At 35.5% G+C, this 17,346-nt stretch carries 20 protein-coding genes; 5 read left to right on the forward strand and 15 right to left on the reverse strand.

What is annotated here, in order from left to right; genetic code table 11:
* Positions 1 to 186: 186 nt before the first annotated feature.
* Positions 187 to 606, forward strand: a complete 420-nt coding sequence (locus EV142_RS21900; RefSeq protein WP_132037993.1) for a nucleoside-diphosphate kinase — start codon at positions 187 to 189, stop codon at positions 604 to 606.
* Between the two features lie 102 nt (positions 607 to 708).
* Here EV142_RS21900 and EV142_RS21905 read toward each other — a convergent pair whose 3' ends face one another.
* From EV142_RS21905 to EV142_RS21915, 3 genes are all read right to left on the reverse strand, one after another.
* The gene (locus tag EV142_RS21905; RefSeq protein WP_132037995.1) at positions 709 to 1,428 is read right to left on the reverse strand and encodes a hypothetical protein; all 720 of its coding nucleotides are present in this window, start codon (positions 1,426 to 1,428) and stop codon (positions 709 to 711) included.
* Positions 1,429 to 1,592: 164 nt separating this feature from the next.
* Positions 1,593 to 1,889, reverse strand: a complete 297-nt coding sequence (locus EV142_RS21910; protein WP_132037997.1) for a DUF721 domain-containing protein — start codon at positions 1,887 to 1,889, stop codon at positions 1,593 to 1,595.
* Complete coding sequence (locus tag EV142_RS21915) at positions 1,870 to 2,310, reverse strand: hypothetical protein (protein WP_132037999.1); 441 nt, start codon at positions 2,308 to 2,310, stop codon at positions 1,870 to 1,872. The genes EV142_RS21910 and EV142_RS21915 overlap by 20 nt, the downstream gene beginning before the upstream one ends.
* A gap of 233 nt (positions 2,311 to 2,543) precedes the next feature.
* On the opposite strand from EV142_RS21915, the gene EV142_RS21920 reads away from it, so the two are divergent.
* Positions 2,544 to 3,608, forward strand: a complete 1,065-nt coding sequence (locus EV142_RS21920) for a serine hydrolase domain-containing protein (RefSeq protein ID WP_132038001.1) — start codon at positions 2,544 to 2,546, stop codon at positions 3,606 to 3,608.
* A 319-nt stretch (positions 3,609 to 3,927) separates the two neighbouring features.
* Here EV142_RS21920 and ftsY read toward each other — a convergent pair whose 3' ends face one another.
* The 10 genes from ftsY to EV142_RS21975 form a co-directional block, all read right to left on the reverse strand.
* On the reverse strand, positions 3,928 to 4,881 hold the full coding sequence (gene ftsY, locus EV142_RS21930) for a signal recognition particle-docking protein FtsY (protein ID WP_132038005.1): 954 nt from the start codon (positions 4,879 to 4,881) through the stop codon (positions 3,928 to 3,930).
* A 244-nt stretch (positions 4,882 to 5,125) separates the two neighbouring features.
* Complete coding sequence (locus tag EV142_RS21935; RefSeq protein WP_127339701.1) at positions 5,126 to 5,278, reverse strand: DUF4295 domain-containing protein; 153 nt, start codon at positions 5,276 to 5,278, stop codon at positions 5,126 to 5,128.
* A 7-nt stretch (positions 5,279 to 5,285) separates the two neighbouring features.
* The gene (gene rpmG, locus EV142_RS21940; protein ID WP_017495179.1) at positions 5,286 to 5,468 is read right to left on the reverse strand and encodes a 50S ribosomal protein L33; all 183 of its coding nucleotides are present in this window, start codon (positions 5,466 to 5,468) and stop codon (positions 5,286 to 5,288) included.
* A gap of 27 nt (positions 5,469 to 5,495) precedes the next feature.
* Complete coding sequence (rpmB, locus tag EV142_RS21945; protein ID WP_007805815.1) at positions 5,496 to 5,732, reverse strand: 50S ribosomal protein L28; 237 nt, start codon at positions 5,730 to 5,732, stop codon at positions 5,496 to 5,498.
* Positions 5,733 to 5,803: 71 nt separating this feature from the next.
* Positions 5,804 to 7,057: a CinA family nicotinamide mononucleotide deamidase-related protein gene (locus EV142_RS21950; RefSeq protein ID WP_132038006.1), complete on the reverse strand. Its 1,254-nt coding sequence runs from the start codon at positions 7,055 to 7,057 to the stop codon at positions 5,804 to 5,806.
* A gap of 222 nt (positions 7,058 to 7,279) precedes the next feature.
* Positions 7,280 to 7,624 carry an Hpt domain-containing protein gene (locus tag EV142_RS21955; protein ID WP_127339700.1) on the reverse strand — a complete coding sequence of 115 codons (345 nt, stop codon included), beginning with the start codon at positions 7,622 to 7,624 and terminating at the stop codon, positions 7,280 to 7,282.
* Positions 7,624 to 8,235 carry a fumarylacetoacetate hydrolase family protein gene (locus EV142_RS21960; RefSeq protein ID WP_132038008.1) on the reverse strand — a complete coding sequence of 204 codons (612 nt, stop codon included), beginning with the start codon at positions 8,233 to 8,235 and terminating at the stop codon, positions 7,624 to 7,626. Before EV142_RS21960 ends, EV142_RS21955 begins: the two co-directional genes overlap by 1 nt.
* A gap of 92 nt (positions 8,236 to 8,327) precedes the next feature.
* Positions 8,328 to 9,098: a 3'-5' exonuclease gene (locus EV142_RS21965; RefSeq protein WP_132038010.1), complete on the reverse strand. Its 771-nt coding sequence runs from the start codon at positions 9,096 to 9,098 to the stop codon at positions 8,328 to 8,330.
* 162 nt (positions 9,099 to 9,260) lie between these two features.
* Positions 9,261 to 10,613: a dihydrolipoamide acetyltransferase family protein gene (locus tag EV142_RS21970; RefSeq protein WP_132038012.1), complete on the reverse strand. Its 1,353-nt coding sequence runs from the start codon at positions 10,611 to 10,613 to the stop codon at positions 9,261 to 9,263.
* Between the two features lie 84 nt (positions 10,614 to 10,697).
* Entirely contained in the window at positions 10,698 to 11,861 is a 1,164-nt protein-coding gene (locus EV142_RS21975) for a glycosyltransferase family 2 protein (protein WP_132038014.1), read from the reverse strand.
* Positions 11,862 to 12,099: 238 nt separating this feature from the next.
* Here EV142_RS21975 and EV142_RS21980 point away from each other — a divergent pair, with 238 nt between their 5' ends.
* Positions 12,100 to 12,669 carry a hypothetical protein gene (locus tag EV142_RS21980; RefSeq protein ID WP_132038016.1) on the forward strand — a complete coding sequence of 190 codons (570 nt, stop codon included), beginning with the start codon at positions 12,100 to 12,102 and terminating at the stop codon, positions 12,667 to 12,669.
* Positions 12,670 to 12,732: 63 nt separating this feature from the next.
* On the opposite strand, the gene EV142_RS21985 is transcribed toward EV142_RS21980, so the two are convergent.
* Complete coding sequence (locus EV142_RS21985; protein ID WP_132038018.1) at positions 12,733 to 13,923, reverse strand: DUF5009 domain-containing protein; 1,191 nt, start codon at positions 13,921 to 13,923, stop codon at positions 12,733 to 12,735.
* 136 nt (positions 13,924 to 14,059) lie between these two features.
* Between EV142_RS21985 and EV142_RS21990 the strand changes: the two genes are divergently transcribed.
* Positions 14,060 to 14,797, forward strand: coding sequence for a tyrosine-protein phosphatase (locus EV142_RS21990; RefSeq protein ID WP_132038019.1), 738 nt, complete (start codon positions 14,060 to 14,062; stop codon positions 14,795 to 14,797).
* Here the strand turns inward: EV142_RS21990 and EV142_RS21995 are convergent, their stop codons facing one another.
* Positions 14,798 to 16,216 (reverse strand): undecaprenyl-phosphate glucose phosphotransferase, encoded by a 1,419-nt coding sequence (locus EV142_RS21995; protein WP_132038021.1) that lies wholly within the window; start codon positions 16,214 to 16,216, stop codon positions 14,798 to 14,800.
* A 157-nt stretch (positions 16,217 to 16,373) separates the two neighbouring features.
* On the opposite strand from EV142_RS21995, the gene EV142_RS22000 reads away from it, so the two are divergent.
* Positions 16,374 to 17,336, forward strand: coding sequence for a T9SS C-terminal target domain-containing protein (locus tag EV142_RS22000; RefSeq protein ID WP_132038023.1), 963 nt, complete (start codon positions 16,374 to 16,376; stop codon positions 17,334 to 17,336).
* The last annotated feature ends 10 nt before the right edge of the window (positions 17,337 to 17,346 follow it).

Raw genomic sequence — 17,346 nt, forward strand, 5'->3', positions numbered from 1 at the left:
GCGTCTTTTTCTTTTTCTGCCGCTAAACATATCGGCTTTTACTTAGATGAACTTACATAACTTATATGGTAAAAAAACGCACTCTTCTTTAGCAAAACAACATTTCATGATGTTTTAATTATCAATTAATTAAAATTAATTCATAAAAAAGTCTATTTTTGCACAAAATTTAAAAAACGCAAGAAAATGGCAACAAATAGAACTTTTACAATGATTAAGCCGGATGCAGTAGCAAACGGACACATCGGGAACATATTAGCAATGATTACTAACGGAGGTTTCAAAATCGTTTCGTTAAAATTAACTCAATTAACCGTAGCTGATGCTGAGGCATTTTATGCTGTTCACGCTGCAAGACCTTTCTACGGAGAATTAGTTGAATTCATGTCACGCGGACCAATTGTTGCTGCAATTTTAGAAAAAGAAAACGCAGTAGAAGATTTCAGAACTTTAATTGGAGCTACAAATCCAGCTGAAGCTGCTGAAGGAACTATTCGTAAAGCATACGCAACTTCTATCGGAGAAAATGCAGTTCACGGTTCAGACAGCGACGAAAATGCTGCTATCGAAGGTGCATTCCACTTTGCTGGAAGAGAGCAATTTTAGATTTTAGTCCCGATAGCTATCGGGATAGATTTTAGAGTTTAGCACAAAAAAAAAATCCATTCGCGATGCGAATGGATTTTTTTTATTCTGATTGTAAAATGATTAAAGTTTACCGTCTGTCTTTTTAACGATTTTAGCTATTTTTTCATCTAAATCTTTCAAAAGTTCGTCTAAAGCACTTTCACACATTGGTAATATTTTTTCAGCAGTTAAAACTGGAATTCCTCCTATGATAGCTCCAGTCTTTTTAGAGTTTGCTCCTTCACTAAACGCAAATACTTTTTTTCCTGTTTTATCATATAATGCAATTCTGGCATACGCTTTCATTTTAACCGTTCCGGTTCCACCAACAGCGAATCCTTTTTGTAAAGCAAAATGTATTTCAGTAAATAAAACACCATCTGCAACATCTTTAAAAATGGTAGCAGTTCCTACTTCATTTTCAGAACCATTCATACCTTCATAAATATATTTGTATCCAGGGTAATTGATGATTGTTTTCCCTGCATCTCCTTCTCTGGCAAATTTAGGAATGAAATCAATATATTCCTGTTTTTGGATTACTTCATTTTCAGGAAGTAAATCAAAAGGGAATTGTTTAGAAAAAACATTAAAAAAAGAATTATGATACTTCTCTAAAATAGGGGTAAGATTAAAATCAGGATTATTACCTAAATCAGCTATCGCAGCCAAACTACCTAGTCCCAAATCAGCTAGACTGATAGTTTTGTCTGTGTAAAAACCGACAACTGCGACTTTTTTCTTTTGCGAATAACTGTTTAAAGCTAATAATACGGTTAAAATAAGGAATACTTTTTTCATTGTTTTTGGATTATTTTTGGATTTAATTATTAAAAAAATATGTATTAAAAAAAATACTTATCGGTCAAATATATCATAAAAAAAACACTTCCAGAGTAGAAGTGTTAATTTTATTTTTAATATTAAAACCTAAAGATCTAAATCGTTTAAAAGCCAAATAAAATTTAACGTAAAACGACATCCTTTACCACTTCACGCCCTAATTCTTCATTAATCATCTTTACAATTTTAGATTTTCCGTAGCTCAGTTCCTCTCTTAAAACGGCGGATCCAAGTTCTACATAAAGCGTGCTTCCTTTCAGCACAACGTTTTTGGTATACGTATTTACTCCATTCCCCATCAACTGCCTCCAGGCTTCTTTTACATCAATCTGATCCATTCCGGGCTGCAGTTTATTCACCTGAATAATCTGTTGCAATACATCTCCAATTGAACTTTGATTATTTAACCTTTTTGCCATCGTCTAATAAATTTATGGGTCCTGCTTTTTTATAATGATATTCCTTATTTTCCTGGTTTTTCACCACCAATTCTTCATCTGAAATCGAAATCAATTCCTCACTCCACTTGGCATAATTTGTTTTATAATCTAGAAAAGTCTTTCCATCAGCAAAACGAACCGAAACATTTTCAAAAGAATCACTTGTCAAAAAAGTTCCGTCAAATTGTGGCATCACTTTCTTTCGGATTCCTTTATTTTTTTTAATTTCAAAAAAATCAAAAGTTTCATTCATTCCATAATCCTTCTCTTCTCCTTTATCAAAAACAACTTTCGTAATTTCCCAGTAGCCGTTCAGTTTTGCAATATCCGTTGGTTTAATTTCCTGTTTGCAGCTCACAAACAAAAAAGATAAAACCAAGATCATAAAAGAGTTTTTCATAATAAGTATAATATTAATAAGGAGCTGATTCCTGCTGTGCGCTATATCTTTTATGGCGAACACCGCCATAAAAGGATGCCGCTCCCATCAGGGCTAAGACTCCCGTTTTCAAAAGAATATTTCGTGAGTTACAAAGTTAACCTTATAAAAATTCAAAAGAAATAAAAATTCATAAAACCCATTAAACTATTTTACATATTTTTGGTCAAACCCCAAACCTAAAAACCAAAAACATGACCAAAACTATTTTTAAGCTGCTGATACTTTTAACTTTTATCAGTTGCAGCAAAGAATCATCCGATGATCAATCCACTCCGGCAGAAAACATGTATTTTCCTCCTTTAACCGGAAGCACCTGGGAAACGAAGTCCATTTCAGACCTCAAATGGAATCAAAATGCAGTACAGCCGCTTTTGGATTATCTAGAATTAAAACATTCCAAATCGTTTATTATTTTAGTAAACGGACGAATTGTTTTAGAAAATTATTTCAACAACCATTCCGCAACCACCAACTGGTATTGGGCAAGCGCAGGAAAAACGTTAACGTCGACCATGACCGGAATTGCGCAACAGGAAGGTTTTTTAAACATCAACAATAAAGTTTCCGATTATATCGGAACAGGCTGGACAAGCGAATCACTGGTTCAGGAAAACCAAATCACCTGCAAACATTTACTCACCATGACATCAGGACTTGATGACAGTACAGATGATGTAGATCCGGCGAGCTTAGTTTACAAAGCCGATGCCGGAAAACGCTGGGCATATCATAATGTATATGTAAAATTGCAGGATGTCGTTGCGAAAGCAAGTAAACAAACCTGGGAAAATTATTTTAATACTAAATTAAGAGACAAAATCGGTATGAACGGAAGTTGGGTGCAACTTGGCGTAAATAGCGTGTACACCAGCACAACAAGAAGCATGGCACGTTTCGGACTCTTAATGCTCAATAAAGGAAAATGGGAGAATAACACCATTCTGAATGAAAGTTATTTTACCGAAGCGACCACTACTTCACAAAACATCAATTTAGGATATGGTTATTTATGGTGGCTAAACGGAAAAGCCAATTACCATTTACCTCAATCACAACTTACTTTTCCAGGAAGCGTGATTCCAACTGCACCAAACGATATGTTTATTGCATTAGGAAAAAATGACCAGAAAATATATGTTATTCCAAGTAAAAATATGGTGGTGATCAGAATGGGAGACGCAGCAGACGATGTCAACCTGGCGTTATCGGACTTTGATAAAACTTTATGGGAGAAAATTAATGCTTTGTACCAATAGTTTTGGATAAATTCCAATAGAGAAATCTCAAATTCCAATAGAGAAGCTTCATACTCCGATAGAAAAATCCCAAATTCCAACGATTAAAATTGGAATTTGGGATTTAAAAAAATTAACTTTTTTTTATTTAATTTATCGCTTTGTACGAACTCTTTTTAGCATTCCCATAAAAAAGAAAGCCAAACCTAAAACCAATAGAATGTAATAAAAAGACAAACTTTTATCTTTTAAAACATTTGCTAAAACAAAACTTATAACGCTTGCGAAATAAAAAGTAACAGGCGTTATATTTTTTAAAGAAGAAAAACTCATTCTGCTATTATTTAAAGAAACTATCTACGAATTCATATTTATTAAAGACCTGTAAATCTTCAATTCCTTCACCAACTCCAATATATTTTACAGGAATCTGAAATTGATCTGAGATACCAATCACCACACCACCTTTAGCAGTTCCGTCCAATTTAGTTACAGCCAGCGAAGTTACCTCTGTAGCTGCCGTAAACTGTTTTGCCTGCTCAAAAGCATTCTGACCGGTTGAACCATCTAAAACCAAAAGAACGTCATGAGGCGCATCAGCGACAACTTTCTGCATCACGCGTTTTACTTTGGTAAGTTCGTTCATCAGATTGATTTTATTATGAAGACGTCCGGCAGTATCAATAATAACAATATCGGCATCTTGGGCTACCGCAGATTGCAGAGTATCAAAAGCAACAGAAGCAGGATCACTTCCCATATTCTGTCTTACGATTGGCACATCTACTCTGTCTGCCCAAACCTGTAACTGATCAATAGCAGCGGCACGAAAAGTATCTGCAGCTCCTAAAACTACTTTATAACCCGCTTTTTTAAACTGATAAGCCAATTTACCGATTGTAGTTGTTTTACCAACTCCGTTAACTCCAACCACCATTAAAACGTATGGTTTTTTATCTTTCGGAATTTCAAATTCAGTAGCTTCCCCTGTATTTGTTTCAGATAACAAAGAACCAATCTCTTCGCGAAGAATCTGGTTTAATTCTTCTGTTCCTAAATATTTATCGTCAGCAACACGTTTTTCGATTCTTGAAATTATTTTCAATGTTGTATTTACCCCAACATCGGAAGCCACCAGAATTTCTTCCAGATCATCTAAAACATCGTCATCAACCTTAGATTTTCCGGCTACAGCTTTGCTTAACTTTGAGAAAAAAGTATTTTTTGATTTTTCAAGACTTTTGTCTAAAGTCTCTTTTTTGTCGGTAGAGAATAATTTTTTAAAAAAACTCATTTTTTATTTGTTGTTAGTTCTAGACTATATGCTTTTTGAACGCTATAGTCTTAATGTTTACAGAATAAATTAACCTTCCTGCTTTTTCTGCTTACCTCAGCAATTGATTTCACTTGTTATAAGAAAAATCGGAAACGTTTTATGAAGAACGATATTATTTTGTTTCTGTAAATTTTAGACAAATATAAAAAATAAAAAAGCTACTTCCGAATGAAAGTAGCTTTTCTATATGCGATGTATGTTATTATTTCTTTTTCAAGAAATTATCAACTTCTTCAGGAGTCATAATAGATTCTACGAATGTATATGCACCAGTTTTTGGAGATTTCACCATTTTGATGGCTTTTGATAATCTCTTAGAAGCTGTTTGTAACGATGCTACGGTTTTCTTTGCCATGACTTAATTATTTAATTTCTTTATGAACAGTTACACGTTTCAGGATTGGATTAAATTTCTTAATCTCAAGTCTGTCCGGAGTATTTTTCTTGTTCTTAGTTGTTATATATCTAGAAGTACCTGCAACACCAGAAGTCTTGTGTTCTGTACATTCTAAAATTACCTGGATTCTATTACCTTTCTTTGCCATCTTGCTATATATTTATTTAGGAAAAGATTATTTGATAAATCCTTCTGACTGCGCTTTTTTCAAAACAGCAGAAATTCCATTTTTATTAATTGTTTTTATCGTAGATGCTGCTACTCTAAGAGTAATCCATCTATCTTCTTCTGGAAGATAAAAACGCTTTTTAACTAAGTTTACAGAAAATTTTCTCTTAGTTTTGTTCATAGCGTGAGAAACGTTATTTCCTACCATCGCTCTTTTACCTGTAAGGTCACAAACTCTTGACATTATACTTATCTTTTATCGTTATTCAAAATCAGGGTGCAAAGAAAAGAAAAATAAACCATTGTAGCAAAAAATTATTGCACAATTTTTAAAATTTCTTTCTGTAATATTTCTAAACTCTTAATCGTCGCTCTATCTATCACTTTTTCACGTGGTTGGCCAAAGTTAAATTCTTCTGTAATTATACCGTCCGGTGTTGCCAAAGCGATAAAAACAGTGCCAATTTCAGCATCTGAATCTCCTTTTGCCGGTCCGGCGTTCCCGGTAGTGGCAATTGCGTAGTCTGTTTTAAGTATCTCTTTCACATTCAAAGCCATAGCCGATGCAACCTCGGCACTTACCACCGAATATTGATCTATTATGTCCTGCGAGACCCCAAGAACATTAACCTTAGCCTCTGTTGCATACGAAACCACACTGCCTTTGAAATAGTTGGAAGCTCCCGGAACAGCCGATAAAATCGATGCGATTTTTCCACCTGTAAAACTTTCAGCCGTAGCAATGGTTTTATTTTGTTTTGTCAATAGTTTACCGACTACAGCTTCTATTGTTTCGTTTTCTTCGTAACCTACTATAATATCATGAATTATAGCATCTAATGCTTTTATATTCGCTTCAAGTGCCTCTTCCAGCACTTCTTTATCGATACCTCTGGCCGAAAGACGCAAACGCACTCTGCCGGGATTTGGCAGATAGGCTAATTTGATAAAATCAGGCAGATTATTCTCCCACTCTTCTATACGTTCAGCGACTAGGCTCTCGCCTTGCCCATACGTTAAAATCGTTTTATGGATAATATACGGCCGCTTGTATTCGTTAATAATTCTTGGAATTATCTCGTTTTCGACTAAATATTTCATTTCATACGGAACTCCCGGAAGCGAAATAAATACCGTATTTTCTTTCTTCATCCACATTCCCGGTGCTGTACCCACTTTATTATGCAGTACGGTACAGGTTGAGGGAACCAAAGCCTGATCTTTATTTAATTGTGAAATCGGTCGCTTGTAAAACCCTTCTATCAATTCCGTTACATGTGCCAGAACTTCGGGATTTACAACCATCTCATCATTAAAATATTCGCAGAATGTTTTTTTGGTGATATCATCTTTTGTTGGCCCTAATCCGCCTGTAATGACTACGACATCAACTTTGTTTTGAAGTTGCGCAAAGGTGTCTAAAATGTGTTTTTTATCATCGCTTATCGAAATCATTTCATGAACTTCAACACCGATCCGGTCCAGCGATTTTGCGATAAAACCGGAGTTTGTATCTACAATCTGACCGATTAAAATTTCGTCTCCAATAGTAATGATAGTTGCTTTCATAGCTGTGGATATTTTTACTCACTTATTGTAAGTCATTATTTAAAAGAAGGTTACTGATATTCCGGTTTGCGTGCGGGGTAGAAACGGTATCCTTTGTGACAAAAGAAACGTGTTTTAGGCAAAATATTTCCGGAACAGAAGATACGGGACCCCGCTAGCTATCGGGACGACCCAGTTTTTGACCGATTTTAAATAAGTCAAAAACCGGGTCGCTCTTATATATTACAAATCAAAGTCTTTTTTGATCTCCTTGATCGCATCTTTCACTTGTATTTTAATACTTTTAAAAGTTTCGATAATTTCTTTTTTCTTGCCTTCGGCTTTTGTCCAGGCCTCAACTTGCAGAATTTCCTCGAACGCTACATTTAGCCCCATTAAATCCAATGTTGGTTTTATCTTGTGCGCATAAGAATAAGCATACTTATGATCTTTCTTTTTAATTCCCTCTTTGATTTGTTTCAAATCCTCGGGAACTTCGGTAACAAATAGTTTTAGAATTTCGTTTACAAATTCAGGATCATTATCTGAAAGTGCATATACTTTCGAAAGGTTGTACTTTAAAGCCATTATTTTACTTGTATTCTGAATAATTTTTTATCTTCTAAAAAGCCTTCCAAAACGTCGTTTGGTTTAACAGAGGCAACGCCTTCCGGTGTTCCTGTAAAAATAATGTCGCCAATTTTTAATGTAAAATACTGCGACACAAACGATACCAGTTCATCAATTTTCCAAAGCATAAAGCCGGTGTTTCCTTTTTGAACCGTTTTAGAGTTATTTGTCAATTCAAAAGTAAGATTTTCCATAGAAACAAAATCGGTTTTGGGTAAAAAATCACCGATAACAGCTGAACCGTCAAAGGCTTTGGCTTTTTCCCAAGGCAATCCTTTTGCTTTTAACTGATCCTGTAAATCTCTGGCAGTAAAGTCGATACCTACACTAATTTCGTCATAATACTTATGCGCAAACTTAGGTTCAATATACTTCCCTACTTTATTTATTTTAACAATTATCTCAATTTCGTGATGAATTTCCTCAGAAAATTCGGGGATTACAAAAGGATGCTGCTTTAATAAAACCGCAGAATCCGGTTTCATAAAAACAACAGGTTCTGTTGGTCTCTCGTTTTTTAATTCTTCAATATGATTGGCATAATTTCTACCGATACAGATTATCTTCATTTCTTTTAGAGTTGCTAAGAAACTAAGTCGCTAAGGCTCTGAGAGAATGTGCAAAAAAACTCAGCACCTCACAACCTTAGCGACTTAGAGCCTTACTTAGTATTTAACTTTCTTAACTTAATAGCTGTTAAAACTTTTTTGGTATACAATGGAAAATCAGCATTTTGAATCCAGCTGAAATAGCCCGGTTCTGTTTCTAATATTTTTCCGACTTTGGCACCTTTGTGTTTTCCGAAAGTAAAAACTTCTTCATTGTCTTTATCAAAAGCAATCATTCCGGCGAAATCAGCTATTTTTTTACGTGTTGTGAATTCAGATAATGACTTCATATCATTTTCTAATTCCGGATAACGATCTAATTGCGCTTTCAGAATTTCGTAAGTCGCCATGGTATCTGCTTCTGCCGAATGGGCATTTTCAAGACTTTTCCCGCAGTAAAACTTCAAAGCGGCACTCAGGGTACGTTCTTCCATTTTATGAAAAATAGTCTGTACATCTACAGACACTTTATTTTTCATATCAAAATCAACTCCGGCGCGAAGTAATTCTTCTGCCAATAACGGAATATCAAAACGATCTGAATTAAACCCTGCCAAATCACTGTCTTTAATCATATTATAGACCTGTGACGCCAACTCATTAAAAGTAGGTTCGTTCGCTACTTTTTCATCTGTTATACCATGAACGGCAGTAGTCTGAGGCGGAATAGGAATTGTCGGATTCACCAACCAAGTTTTACTTTCTTTATTTCCGTTTGGAAAAACTTTAAATATTGAAATTTCTACTATTCTGTCTTTTCCGATATCTATACCTGTAGTTTCAAGGTCGAAAAAGCAAATTGGTTTGTTGAGTTTGAGTTCCATTTTTGAATTTTATAAGTCTACAAATATAAATTTTAAAGCTGAATTTCACTCGTTTTTTTCATAAAGTTCCCGATTTCTGTTCTGACTTTAATAATCTAAAAAGAAAAACCCTTTCCACGTTTAAAACACGGAAAGGGTTAATTATTTATAAAACAGCTCTTTTTAGAAATCTCTGTCTACATCAAAAGCTTCTAAATATTCGGCAACTCTCTTTACAAAACTTCCTCCAAGTGCACCATCTACCACTCTGTGATCGTAAGAGTGAGACAAGAACATTTTCTGACGGATTCCGATAAAATCACCTTCCGGAGTTTCGATAACTGCAGGCACTTTACGAATTGCTCCAAGTGCTAAGATTCCAACTTGCGGCTGATTGATAATCGGTGTTCCGAAAACACTTCCAAAAGTCCCAACGTTTGTAACGGTATACGTTCCTCCTTGTGTATCGTCCGGCTTCAGTTTTCCTGCTTTTGCACGATTCCCCAAATCATTAACCGCTTTTGCCATTCCGACAAGGTTTAACTGATCTGCATTTTTAATAACCGGAACGATTAAGTTTCCGTTTGGTAAAGCCGCAGCCATTCCTAAATTTATATTTTTCTTTTTAATGATATAATCACCATCAACCGAAATATTCATTCCCGGGAAATCTTTCAGTGCTTTTGCAACGGCTTCCATCATAATTGGCGTAAAAGTAAGTTTCTCGCCTTCTCTTTTCTCGAAAGCAGCTTTTACTTTATCTCTCCATTTCACAATATTGGTTACATCAACTTCAATAAACGATTGTACGTGAGCCGAAGTCTGCACCGAAGCTACCATATATCCTGAAATCAATTTACGCATTCTGTCCATTTCGATGATTTCATCACCTCCATTTACAGAAACGGGAACTGCCTGCTGACTTTTCTGAACCACTACCGGCTGTGCCGTTTTTACCGGGGCAACTACTTCCCTAACTGTTTCAACAACAGCTTTTGGAGCAGCAACCGCACCAGATTTGCGATCATCAACATATTTTAAAATATCTTCTTTTGTAACACGTCCGTCTTTTCCTGAACCCTGAACATTCTCTAATTCAGCAACAGAAACACCTTCTTCTTTTGCAATATTTTTCACTAGCGGAGAAAAGAATTTATCCGATGTTGAAAAATCCTGAGGCGTAACGGTTTCTTTAGCGGCATCGATTGTTTTTTCTATTTCAGCTGCTGCGGCCGGAGCAGCTTCATCATCCACCACTTTATCTACTAAAAATGACGATGCTGTTTCAACGCCGCCTTCTGTTTCGATAATTGCAATAGTCTGTCCTACCTGAACTAAATCATCTTTGCCAAATAATTTTTCGACTAAAATTCCCGACACTTCGCTTGGCACTTCACTGTCAACTTTGTCAGTTGCTATTTCGAGTACCGCTTCGTCAGCTTCAATTTTGTCTCCAACCTCTTTCAACCAGTTTGTGATAGTTGCTTCAGCTACACTTTCTCCCATTTTGGGAAGTTTTAATTCAAATCTTGCCATATTGTTAACCTCAAGGGTGATTTTGATTTTCAGATTGCGAAATTACTGAATATTTTAAATATAAATTACATTTAATATAATTTTTTACTCGATTTTTACCACTTGCCCCCTGTCATTTCTTGAATTACTTCCAATAATAAAACTGGTACTTTTGGGGAAAATTTTAAAAGTAATACTCTTATCCCTAAGAGTTTCTATGATTTTGATACAATTTCGGAATGAAACATGCTGATTATCTAAAATAATCTCTACTCTTTTACCCTTCAAAATCAGGTACGAATTTACCATTTTTTCTTTTTTGAAATCGAAAACCACTACTTTATTTTCAAAAACAGAAGCCAATTTTTCAGATAATTTCGCATCAGAAGAATACAAAACATAACTTTCGGGTATCTGTTTGTCTTTTGATTTTCCCTGAAACATTTTAACAAACGAAAAAAACACAATCCCGATTTTGATAAAAATAGAGAAAAACAGTGATTTCCTGAAATGTTTCTGATAAAAAAAAGTCATCGCTTCCTGAAAACGCTTCATATATTTCTCATCTTTCACGGTACTTTCACCCTTGTAATGCAAAACGGTTGTTTCAGGAAAGTAATAATTATGCTTCCCCTTCAGTAATGCGCGGTACGAAAGATCGATATCGTCTGCGTACATAAAACAATCTTCATCGAAACCGTCTAATTCAAGATATAAATTTCTTTCCATCAACATAAAAGCACCTACCAAAATAGCGACTTTACCGGTCTCATTTTCCGAAATATGCTGTGCATAATACTGATTGAAGAGCTTCCACTTTGGAAAAACTTTATACAAGCCAAAAATCTTGGTAAAAGCAACCCAGGGCGTTGGAATGCCGCGTTTGCTTTCAGGCAGAAATTCTCCCGTTCCATCTATTAATTTACAGCCAATAATCCCTAAGTTGGTTTGTTTTTCTGCGAAAGCTAAAATCTTACTGAAAGTATCTTCCGCCACCACCGTATCGGGATTGAGAATGCAGATGTATTTTCCCTGTGCCTCTTTGACTCCAATATTATTGCCTTTTGGAAAACCGAAATTCTTTTTGTTCTGAATCAGTTTGACGTCCGGAAACCGCTCTTGCATCATCAGGCAACTATCATCCGACGAATTATTATCAATGACAATGATTTCGGCATCGATCGTTGAAATTGCTTCCTGAACACTTAAAACGCATTGCTCCAGAAAGTAACGCACATTGTAATTAAGAATAATAACTGATAGCTGCATGAAAAAATGGGTCTCTTGATTTTTTCGGAAAGTTAGAAATTTTCAGATAAACCCAGCCGGAAAGAGCCATCGTTTTTACTAATGTCCTAACATATGCCTAAATCAGTCGTTTTCAATTTGCTTTATCAGATTCGAATACGTTCCGATATCCAGCTTCATTTAGCGAATTTGATTCGCGGTATTTTTATAAAAGCTATATTTGAAATTAAAACCAACTTCTTTAAACCGGCTTCTAAGTATGATTCGTTTCCCTTTTTTAATTTTAGTCTTATTTATATCCTGTGGTTTTCTTAGCAAGAACCCGAATCATAAGGACATAAATCTTGTAGAATCCAATACCTGGTTTATTGCGGGCCCGGCAAAGGAAACTCAGGAAACTATTAATTTAATTCGACAAAAAGAAGGTATTATCCGCGTGACAGCCCAAAATGCACCTGTTGGAGAAATTGAGCTGAATGTTATGATTACAGCTTCTAACTCGAATGATGGACCTGCTACGAATTTATCTGACACATCTAAATTCGTAAGTATCACTTATAAATCCTCACAACTTATCAAAATACAAGCCCGCGAAGGAAATAAAGAAGGAACAGGCTGCGTGCACGGCGGATCGCACCCGAGAGTTGATCTGCAGGCTTCTCCGGAAAAATTCACAACAATCAAAATTCCATGGTCTGATTTCAAACAGGATGGATTACCTGATGGTAAATTATTGGATATTCATAATTTATGTAAATTGAACTTCGTGAATTACAATCCTGTTTCGGGTGCACTTTTGGAAATAAAATCAGTTATCGTTCAAAATTGAAGTCGCAGTTTTTAGTCGCAGTGAGAAACTGTGACTGAAAACTGTGACTGAGACTGAAAACTTTTACAAATGCAACTGAATCTTATACCTATTGCAGATTTTCATCACCAGTAACATAATCGTTGAAAAAACCAAACTCCAGATAATCCCGGGAACTCCTTCACGGAAATAATCGGGAATGATATGAAGATTAAAAGCGAGAGTAAAATAATAAATAACGCCCGGCAGAATATAAATCAAAAGCGGATTTGCCGCTGCAGGCATAAAGAAACCGCTCCACTTGGTTTTTTTTTTAATTTCCATGAGCCAGTACAAAAAGTAAAACAGTACGGTACAAATTGCAGCCGAAAACATCGTCCAGGATGGAGTCCCTTTTATTTTTGAGATTCCAAAATAAGTTCGTAACAAATATCCGGTCACCAAAAACAATACCGCAAAACCTATCACAGGCCAATTGATTTTCGGAGCAATTTTTCGATCGAAAAATAATAGCGAAATAATCACACCGGCAGTTACAACAGCAGCATGCGTTAAATGTCCGGCAATAAAACTAAGTACAGAATTTTGATGAATCAGTGATCCTTCGATTAGATTAAGTGAATTGACAAGGACACAAATTACCAAAAACAAAATCATGGCTCCTAATTTTCCTGAAACAAGCCAATAATACACTACTGTAAAAAGATACGCCCAGCCAATTAATCCTAAAATCCCCCACCATTTTGGCGTCATACCCGTTTCTCCGGTATCCTGAACGTATAAAAAATACAGCGCGGCTAATACTAACATTCCGCCATATTGAAGTGTGTTTTTTAACCAGATCGGAAAATCTTTGGCATACTTATTCCAAATCGGAATGGGCATCGCATAAGCCAGAAGTCCCCATAGTGCAGGAGTGATAATCATTTTTGAGGCGTCATAGCCATATTCGGCATTGACCATAAATACGCCAATAACGATTAAGGCCAAGGCTCTTTTTAAGGTATGTGTCCAAATCGTTTTGGCGCTATCACCTTTTAATAATCGGGCATTAAAAGCAAACGGAACCGACATTCCGACAATAAATAAAAATGCCGGAAAAACGACATCTACAAAAGTCATGGCATCTGCTTCTGCGGGCATGTGTTTCATCCATTGTGGTACGTTTTTCACGCTTGCCAGTTCATTGACAAAAATCATTACAAAAATGGTAATACCGCGCAGGGCATCTATCGAAATGATCCTCTGATTGTATAAGTTTTCCTTTATTTTCATAAATTATTGCATTTTTAGTGTCTTCAAATATAATATAATTACAAAATGGTAAGTTACAATGTTACCTTAATTTTGGGTGGTAAATTTCCATTTAACAAATTCTTCAAAAACACATCCTTTTTTTTACTTTTGCCGCATGTTATCATTCTTAAAATCAAAACCGTTCCTGAAAGACCTTCTTTCCGATAATTATGTCGATATTCATTCGCATCTATTACCGGGACTCGATGACGGAGCAAAAACTATAGCTCAATCTATAAAACTGGCAACTGCATTTCAGGAAATTGGAATTTCTCAGTTTGTGACAACGCCACATATCAAACATCATTTTTGGGACAATTCCGCTCAGTCGATTCTTGCCAACCAGAAAGAAACTGCAGTTGTATTGGAAGAGAATGGTATTAAAATTCCATTTCATGCAGCTGCCGAATATTTTATGGACGACTGGTTTGAAAATCATTTTAAAACTGAAAAGCTACTAACCCTAAAAGACAATTATATACTGGTAGAGATATCGTACATCAGTCCGCCGGCACAATTACACAAAACACTTTTTGATTTGCAGGTGGCGGGATACATTCCGATTTTGGCACATCCGGAAAGGTATTTGTATTATCATCAAAACTTTAGGGAATACGAAAAACTAAAAAAATCCGGTTGCTTATTTCAATTGAATTTACTTGCGGTAGTTGGATATTATGGCAGCGGAGTTACTAAAATTAGCGAAGAGTTACTCAAAAAAGGAATGTATGATTTTGTGGGTTCTGATGTGCATCATCATACCCATATTAAAGAATTTGATAAAAAAATAAATATAAAAAGTATTCCTGTTTTAAAGGAAATTATGGCGAACAATCAATTTTTTAAATTTTAGTTAATAGGCGTTCTCTTCCCCTTTGAAAATATTAATAATCGTTCTGACAATAATTTTAATATCCAGAAGCAAACTCCAGTTTTCGATATACCAGATGTCGTAATCGACTCTGTTTTCCATGTCGATAAGCTCTTTCGTTTCGCCGCGATACCCATTCACCTGCGCCCAGCCCGTTATTCCCGGCTTGGCATATTGTCGTACCAAATAATTATTAATCAGTTCACTATATTCTTTTGCAAGATTTACCATGTGCGGTCTTGGCCCAACGACTGACATATCTCCCCAGAAAACATTGAAAAACTGTGGCAATTCGTCAATACTGGTTTTACGAATAAAAGCACCAAATTTGGTAATTCTGCTATCTCCTTTTCCGGCTTGCTTATCGTGCGCCAGATCATTGACATACATGCTCCTGAATTTAAAACACATAAAAGAGCGGTTGTCCCTTCCCGAACGTTCCTGTTTGAAAAAAACCGGCCCACGGGATTCTACTTTAATAATAAGGGCTACTATGGGCAAAAGCCACGGAAAAATCAATAAAATAACCCCGAGTGAAAAACAAATATCAAATACCTTTTTGATAAGCCTGTTGGAAGCAAATTCTAAAGGTTCAGGACGAAGCATCAATACCGGAGTATTTCCATAAAAGGTAACCTCAACTTTACTTGATTTGGTGTACAATTGAAAATCAGGAATAAATTTGATCCGAATCATGTTCTGTTCACATATTTTCGTGAGCTTATTGATTACTTCAATTTTATCAATATGAAGTGCCACATACATCTCGTCAATTTTTTCCTCAATGATAAAACTCTCAATACGATCAAATCCACCTAAAAGCGGGCCTGAAAAGCCGGGAGTAATCCCTTCTTTATCATCAAAAAAACCTAAAAACCGATAACCGTATGTTAAATCTTTTGCCAGAATTTTTTGCATTCTTTCTCCCGTATCATTAGCCCCGACAATAATTATTTTTTTAAAATTAAAGCCGTTCGCCCTGATTTCTTTTAAAAGTTTCATCAATGCATAACGCGAAATCATGATCAGCAAAAAGAAAAACAGATAAAAATACAGCAATCGAAGTCTTGAAATATCGGCATATTTTAAAAAAACAACAAAAATCGCCACCAGTGCCGCATGGATCACAATTTTATTGATGGTTCTTTTTAATATCGACTCGATACGTTCAATGCGGATCATTCGATAGGAATTTCTATGCAACAACAAACCAATCCAGATTAAATTCATTAATAAGGCAATCGTTTTTTCCTCCTTTAGCAGGAGTTCTTTCAAACCTCCGAATCTGGCAAGTGCAGACAGATTTATTGCCAGATTTAACAATAGAATATCGAGGCAGACAAACAAAATTTTGAAGTAGCGGGAAAAACGGTAATGTGATATTTTTTCAGAAATTTTCATATTTGGGGAACTATGTGAACTACTTTTTTTAGAATAAAATTCTGACCGAAGCAATGACGGTGCAAAATAACATTTAAATTATATTTTTTAACGTTATTTTAAAATCAATTTATTTTAAAATTTTACTTTTAACCTGTTTGAATCTAAAACACCTTTAATGCTAAAATTCTTTTTATTCTTTATAACAACAATATCAGTTTCTTATGGTCAGATTTCGGGCTGTACAGACCCGCTTTCTAAAAATTACAATCCGGCTGCCACTATCAACGACGGGAGTTGCCAGTATAAATCTGTAAAGATAAAACCGAAATATTCCATCCGATTAAGTGATTCCATAAAAGAAACTTCCGGATTAATTGCTTTTGACGGTTTGTTATGGTCACACAATGATGATCACGACACCACGCTTTACGGATTAGATTCTTTGGGAAAAATTAGAAAAAAAGTAATACTCAAGACAGGAAACCACAACTGGGAGGAAATTTCGCAGGATGACACCCATTTATATATCGGTGATTTTGGAAATAATTTGAGGGGAAACCGAACCGATTTGCATCTTTTAAAAATTGAAAAAAAATCTTTTTTAAAAGGAAATCCTGTTATCGACACCATTTCATTCTCCTACTCAGACCAAACCGATTTTACTGCCCAAAAAGGAAATACAACCAATTTTGATTGTGAAGTTTTTATTGTAACACGGGATAGTATTTATTTATTTTCGAAACAATGGACATCTTCTAAAACCAGCATTTATGTTTTACCCAATCAGCCCGGGAAACAGCTTGCCCAATACAAGGAAACGCTTGACATAGCAGGTTTAGTAACAGGCGCCACTTATGTAGCATCAAAAAAACGGATTGTACTTTGTGGGTATTCCAAAACAGGAAAAACTTTTTTATATCTTTTGTATGATTTTAAAAATCATAATTTCTTAACCGGAAACAAAAGGAAAATCGACCTGAAACTCCCTTTTCATCAGATTGAAGGCATTGCAACCCGGGACGGCCTGCATTATTATATCACGAATGAAAGTCTGGTGCGGAAACCAATTTTAAATGTTCCCCAGCAAATTCATTATTTTGATTTGAGTGCCTTATTGAATTCCGATCTCGACAAATAATTCACAAATC

The sequence above is a fragment of the Flavobacterium circumlabens genome (genome assembly GCF_004345565.1).
Taxonomy (GTDB): Bacteria; Bacteroidota; Bacteroidia; order Flavobacteriales; family Flavobacteriaceae; genus Flavobacterium; species Flavobacterium circumlabens.

Coding starts and splice junctions, on each gene's coding strand:
- EV142_RS21900 (WP_132037993.1), top strand. CDS start 187: ATGGCAACAAATAGAACTTTTACAATGATTAAGCCGGATGCAGTAGCA.
- EV142_RS21990 (WP_132038019.1), top strand. CDS start 14,060: ATGTTATCATTCTTAAAATCAAAACCGTTCCTGAAAGACCTTCTTTCC.
- EV142_RS21975 (WP_132038014.1), bottom strand. CDS start 11,861: ATGCAGCTATCAGTTATTATTCTTAATTACAATGTGCGTTACTTTCTG.
- rpmB (WP_007805815.1), bottom strand. CDS start 5,732: ATGTCAAGAGTTTGTGACCTTACAGGTAAAAGAGCGATGGTAGGAAAT.
- rpmG (WP_017495179.1), bottom strand. CDS start 5,468: ATGGCAAAGAAAGGTAATAGAATCCAGGTAATTTTAGAATGTACAGAA.
- EV142_RS21935 (WP_127339701.1), bottom strand. CDS start 5,278: ATGGCAAAGAAAACCGTAGCATCGTTACAAACAGCTTCTAAGAGATTA.
- EV142_RS21980 (WP_132038016.1), top strand. CDS start 12,100: ATGATTCGTTTCCCTTTTTTAATTTTAGTCTTATTTATATCCTGTGGT.
- EV142_RS21905 (WP_132037995.1), bottom strand. CDS start 1,428: ATGAAAAAAGTATTCCTTATTTTAACCGTATTATTAGCTTTAAACAGT.
- EV142_RS21955 (WP_127339700.1), bottom strand. CDS start 7,624: ATGGCTTTAAAGTACAACCTTTCGAAAGTATATGCACTTTCAGATAAT.
- EV142_RS21995 (WP_132038021.1), bottom strand. CDS start 16,216: ATGAAAATTTCTGAAAAAATATCACATTACCGTTTTTCCCGCTACTTC.
- EV142_RS21965 (WP_132038010.1), bottom strand. CDS start 9,098: ATGGAACTCAAACTCAACAAACCAATTTGCTTTTTCGACCTTGAAACT.
- EV142_RS21960 (WP_132038008.1), bottom strand. CDS start 8,235: ATGAAGATAATCTGTATCGGTAGAAATTATGCCAATCATATTGAAGAA.
- EV142_RS22000 (WP_132038023.1), top strand. CDS start 16,374: ATGCTAAAATTCTTTTTATTCTTTATAACAACAATATCAGTTTCTTAT.
- ftsY (WP_132038005.1), bottom strand. CDS start 4,881: ATGAGTTTTTTTAAAAAATTATTCTCTACCGACAAAAAAGAGACTTTA.
- EV142_RS21985 (WP_132038018.1), bottom strand. CDS start 13,923: ATGAAAATAAAGGAAAACTTATACAATCAGAGGATCATTTCGATAGAT.
- EV142_RS21950 (WP_132038006.1), bottom strand. CDS start 7,057: ATGAAAGCAACTATCATTACTATTGGAGACGAAATTTTAATCGGTCAG.
- EV142_RS21920 (WP_132038001.1), top strand. CDS start 2,544: ATGACCAAAACTATTTTTAAGCTGCTGATACTTTTAACTTTTATCAGT.
- EV142_RS21915 (WP_132037999.1), bottom strand. CDS start 2,310: ATGAAAAACTCTTTTATGATCTTGGTTTTATCTTTTTTGTTTGTGAGC.
- EV142_RS21910 (WP_132037997.1), bottom strand. CDS start 1,889: ATGGCAAAAAGGTTAAATAATCAAAGTTCAATTGGAGATGTATTGCAA.
- EV142_RS21970 (WP_132038012.1), bottom strand. CDS start 10,613: ATGGCAAGATTTGAATTAAAACTTCCCAAAATGGGAGAAAGTGTAGCT.